The 5,049-nt window shown below is 54.6% G+C and carries 3 protein-coding genes; 1 reads left to right on the top strand and 2 read right to left on the bottom strand.

Translation table 11 applies throughout. The features are described 5' to 3' along the window. Window positions 1-208 precede the first annotated feature (208 nt). The gene (locus ELY33_RS07325) at window positions 209-943 is read left to right on the top strand and encodes a response regulator transcription factor (protein ID WP_167470055.1); all 735 of its coding nucleotides are present in this window, start codon (window positions 209-211) and stop codon (window positions 941-943) included. Here ELY33_RS07325 and ELY33_RS07320 read toward each other — a convergent pair. Together ELY33_RS07320 and ELY33_RS07315 are read right to left on the bottom strand one after the other, a co-directional pair. After that, a complete protein-coding gene (locus tag ELY33_RS07320) occupies window positions 885-2,876 on the bottom strand; it encodes a preprotein translocase subunit SecA (RefSeq protein ID WP_126946145.1) in 1,992 nt (663 codons plus the stop codon). The genes ELY33_RS07325 and ELY33_RS07320 overlap by 59 nt on opposite strands. After that, window positions 2,873-5,032 (bottom strand): site-2 protease family protein, encoded by a 2,160-nt coding sequence (locus tag ELY33_RS07315; RefSeq protein ID WP_126946142.1) that lies wholly within the window; start codon window positions 5,030-5,032, stop codon window positions 2,873-2,875. Before ELY33_RS07315 ends, ELY33_RS07320 begins: the two co-directional genes overlap by 4 nt. Between the last annotated feature and the right edge of the window lie 17 nt (window positions 5,033-5,049).

The raw sequence follows: 5,049 nt of genomic DNA, 5'->3' as shown, positions 1-5,049 counted from the left end.
GGCTTTTCTCGGCAGGCAGGCGTGAAAACACTCAATTACCATTTGGTAACAAAGTATTAAATGCCATCCCATGGAGAGTGACAAGATTCGCTTTGTTGCAAAATATTTCACAGCTGATTAATCTGCGACTTTCTACAAAAAAACTAGAGACATCATGCCTCTTCCCTCAGAAAGACCAGTATCGTGCCCTAAGCCACAGGTCTTGCGCGTGCTGATTACTGAAAATCATCACACCAGCATGGCTGTACTAACGGACTTTCTTCATTTACGGGGCTTTACCTGCGTTAGTGTGCTGACTAGTGCTCAGATCACAACCGAACTGGACGTTGAAGCCCAACACATCTTGTTGTTTGATAGTGCGCTTCCCGCGATCACCAGCGAGTCACTTATCCGTGCGTTGCGCCGTAAGTACGGCTACCGCATCGGTATTATTGTGTTGCTTCCCTCGCAAGATTTGCCGCCAAGGCTAGCCGCTTGGCGTTGCGGCGCAGACATGTCGCTAGTGAGACCCGTCAATTTCGAGGAGCTGGATAGTGTTATCTGGGGACTTTACCAACGGCTACGTTTACAGGCTGTCGACCAATCACCTCCCACCGCTTGGATGCTTTATCCAGAGCATGAGGTGCTGACACCGCCAGATGGCCAACGCGTCAGACTGACCGGTGCTGAAACCCGCTTATTAACCGCGCTTGCCCAGCAAGAGGGCCAGGTAGTCAGTCGTCAGGTGCTTGATGAGGCACTCGCGCCAGGCGGCTTGCCCGGCGACACCTTGCGCCTGAATGTTCTGATCAGCCGATTGAAGAAGAAAATTAAGACAGAAACGGGCATCGCACTGCCCTTACAAACCTATCGCAACCTGGGCTATGCCTTTCAGGCCGAAGTGGTTACGACTTCCGGCGCACAAAACTCATCATCTCACGCGTTTTACGATCAAACGTATTGAGCCGCTGACGATGGCTAAATGCACGCCGCTCAGCACGCTTCTGGGCATACTGAATCAGCCGCGTAATCAAGTAATTGCTAGTTAGGCCCAGCGCCACCAGCCGATTGAGCGGCCGCAGCCAGGGCGGCAAATGTTTACGCAACAGCTCATCATCAGCGGCCGCTAGCGGCATGACGTCTCCCGGGTTACCTTGGCGTCCGGTACGCCCAAACAACTGCCAGTCGATGCGGGCAGATTCATGGGGTTCAAGCATAATTACCGCCAGCCCCCCTAGCGCCTGCACCGCAGGGCTAACTTTGATATCCGTTCCACGTCCCGCCATGTTGGTCGCCACGGTCACCGCACCACTGGCACCGCTGGTTGCAATGATGTCAGCCTCGGTAGCGTGGTTTTTGGCATTGAGCAGCTCGCAGGCCATGCCATCGTCACGCAGCGCCTGCACGAGCCGCTCACTATCTTCAATGTTACGTGTACCAATTAGCACTGGGCGGCCACACTGATGGTAGTGCTTAATCTCACCAATCACCGCCGCCCAGCGAGCCTCACTTGAGGGAAAGGCACGGTAGGGATGCACCTGCCTAAGCGGCGTTATACGCGACGGTATGCGAAGGGTATGAATGCGGTAGTTAAAGAAAATCTCGGTTTCGATGTTCTGCAGGGTTCCGCTGGCACCGGCAATGCGGTGATAAAGCTTGAAGTAGTTCTGAAAGCTCATTCGCGCCATGATGCGGTTCGGGTCAGTGAGCGGCACACCCGCCCGGGCCTCAACGGCTTGATGCAAACCGTTGCTCCAGGAACGCCCTGCCATCAACCGTCCAGTTTTTTCGTCAACAATGACGACCTTTTCATCATCAATTACGTAGTGGTGATCGCGCAGAAAAACATCACGCGCTTGAATGGCCTGCTGCAGAATCTCACGGCGACGCTCGGGGTGTTGCCAGAAGGACGGCAGCTGATCGACCAATGCATCTAATGCCTGTTCGCCCTTTGCGGTATAAGCCACATCGCGATGCAGCAAATCAATGTGATAATGGCGCCCTGGCACGAGGTGATCAACAATATCGCGAGCCGCCAGAATACCGCGCTGCAGCGCTGGGTCTGGCTGTGGCCCCGAAATAATAAGCGGTGTCGTAGCGTCGTCGATCAGAATACTGTCGGCCTCATCAATAATGACCGAGTACAGCCCACGCGTCTTCAACGCGTTTTGTGGCTTGCCCTGCAAATAACTCACCGTTAGCGCCAAACGGTTGATGGTGACATCGCCATTGGCCAGCCTGTCTTTAAGGTAATCGGCCAGGAACTGGTTGGAGGTGCCGTAGACAATATCGGCCGCATACGCCTGCACTTCTTCTTGCGCGTCTGCATCAGAACTTAAGCTGGCACTGCTTAGCCGACAACGCTGAAACAGAGGTTGCAGTAGTAGTGCATCGCGCTGAGCCAAATACTCGTTGGCGGTGACGACATGACAAGGCTTGCCTTGCCATGCAAACAGCACGGCCGCCAGCGCTAGCGACAGCGTTTTACCTTCACCTGGTGCAAGTTGCACCAACTGACCGTCCACCATCGCCAGCGCACAGAGCAGCTGTACATCATAAGGGCGTTCACCCAGCTCATCGACGCACAGTTCACGCAAAACCGCTAATGCTTGGTATAGCTGGGTTCTTTCATGGGTGAGCAAACGCTGGCGGCGCGCACTGCGCTGGAACATATCCAGCTGTTGCTCAAGCACCTGGGCATCTAACCCCTGCGCCCATTCAGCATACTGGTTAATGTCTGCTACCTGGGCCCGATAGCGCTTGATAAGACGCGCCTCGCGCCACCGGTGCCATGCCACGCGAAGGTGCGTTACCAAACGGTACTCTGGGCGCAGATCATCCTTGGGTTCATGATAATTCAGCCCGTTAGGGGGCCTATTAACGTTCGCCTCGATCATATCTGATAGCGCTGCTGCAACAGCTGCTGGAGATAGCGTTTAACCTGCCAGGCACCGCTGCGTGGTTCCAACTCCACCCTAAGCCTACCGACAGCGCCATTGGCGTAGCGCACGCCTTCAGCAACGCTACTTTCTGGCGGCAGCGTTGCCGACAGCTCAAAGAATCCTTCCTGCGTCATCAGCCGGCCATCGCGATCCGGCTGAGCGACAAAAGGCCCCCCGCCGTTGATACCTAGCGCTGGCGAAGGTAGCTCGAACTGACGAAACGGAATAAACCGTAACGCCTCGCTGTGTAACGTATGAGCGGCTTGGCCGACCAGGCGAATTTCAGCGATGTCCATCGGCTGGGCAAACAGACGATCAGCCTGCGTTTGACGTACCAACGCCACAAAACGGTACTCAGTTTCTGACAGCACACGGCCGAGCAGGCTGCCACGCGCTACGCTGCTATTTAAGCGTGAAGACAGATCCTTACCTTCCCAGATGCCATCGATCGGCGCGGTCAGCGTCAATGCCTCGCGGCGCTGGGTTAACGTCGCCTCGCGTTCACGCAACGCCTCCAGCTGTTCCAGCAGCGGCGCTGCCTCTTGATCTGGCGAGCTTAGAGAGCGCCGGTAACGCCACTGGGCCTCTTCGATCTGGTGGCGTGTAATTTGCCACTCCTGATCTAGTTCACGGTTCTCGAAACGCACCACTATCTGCCCAGCCTCCACACGATCACCGTTTTCAACCGCCACGTGAACCAAGGTCCCCCCCGAATCAGCAAACAGCTGAACGGTTTCGGCCGCTTGCACAACCCCATGTGCTTTTAAACTGTGCGGCAGAGGCATGGTCATAAATAACGCCACAATGGTAGTTAATAGCCCCGTTGACACCAGCACGGCACGCCAGCGATTCTTGACCAATCGCGGGCTGGTCAGCAGGTATTTCAGCAACTTCTGGCCTGGAATCAACACCCAGATGAAACCCATCATTACCAGCATCAGGGCGCCCAATCCAATCCAGATATCAGCCACCATCAGCATAATCACGAACATGATGAACAAGCGATAAAACAGGCTGAGCGCGCCGTACAGCGACAACCAAACCGCTTCTGAAGGGCTGTCGGCTGCGGGTTCGCTCTTCGGCGTTCCCAGCAGCCAGCGGTCCATGTAATAAAGCCACTGCTGGTTGGCTTTCTGATAGAGATTAGGGATATCTACCGCGTCGGCGAGCATGTAGTAGGCATCAAAGCGCAACAGCGGATTACCGTTAAACAGCAGACTAGAAACGGACCCCGCAACCATCAAGTTAAACGCCAAGCTGTTGACGGGGCCTGAGCCCGTTGATGCCCACACCAGCGCTGCTATTGCGGCCAAAAATAGCTCAACGTACATCCCTGCACCGCCCACAAACACGCGGTGCCAGCGGCTACGCATCGACCAGCTAGAGCTGGCATCAATGTAAGGCAGCGGGGTAAAAATAATGAACATGATGCCCATGGTATGCACCGCCGCCCCGTACTTCTTACACACGATGGCATGTGCCATTTCATGAAAGATTTTAAGCACGAAGATGCTTACATACAGCAGTGGCAAATTACCTAGCGTGAAAATACCCTGCCCTTGCTGCCACAGCGCATCCCAATGTTCGACTACCGTTTTACCCGCGTAGAAAATTACTGCTAGCCAAATCAGAAAAGCGGGTGCACTGAAAAATGGCGAGAATACGCGGCGCCAGGCATTCAAAAACTGATTGGGATCCCATAGCGGCACACGCACGTACATAAACGCCATCAGTTTGCCTAAATGCTCGCGGGTGCGATGCTTCTGATAGCGTTTGAAAATAGCTTCGTTATTGGCGTCAGAGCGGAAAAACAGCAGGTTAGAATGGTGCAGCTGGGCAAGCAGTTGGATAACATCTTCCTGGCCCGGGGCACAATCGGCGTGCTCCTCGATAAAGGCTTCCCATACCTCACCTACGCTCTTTTTTGGCGTTAACCGTGTGACAAACCAGTAGCTAACCGGGGTAATCCGGTAATATTTTTCTGAGCCCATTTCCTGAAGCACGTACCATTCACGACCACGATACACCTGCTTGTGAATACGCACGCTTGGCAGCAGCCCCAGTCGCAGTTGTGACACTTCGTGCCATGTATCACTAAAGGTTCCCGACATCGCCTGCTCTCCTAATA

Source organism: Vreelandella andesensis, assembly GCF_003989795.1.
Classification (GTDB): Bacteria; Pseudomonadota; Gammaproteobacteria; order Pseudomonadales; family Halomonadaceae; genus Vreelandella; species Vreelandella andesensis.
This window is presented reverse-complemented; position numbering and strand designations above follow the sequence as displayed.

What these genes read in the sequence shown, in the direction of transcription:
- ELY33_RS07320 (WP_126946145.1), bottom strand. Translation starts at nt 2,876, where the DNA reads ATGATCGAGGCGAACGTTAATAGGCCCCCTAACGGGCTGAATTATCAT.
- ELY33_RS07315 (WP_126946142.1), bottom strand. Translation starts at nt 5,032, where the DNA reads ATGTCGGGAACCTTTAGTGATACATGGCACGAAGTGTCACAACTGCGA.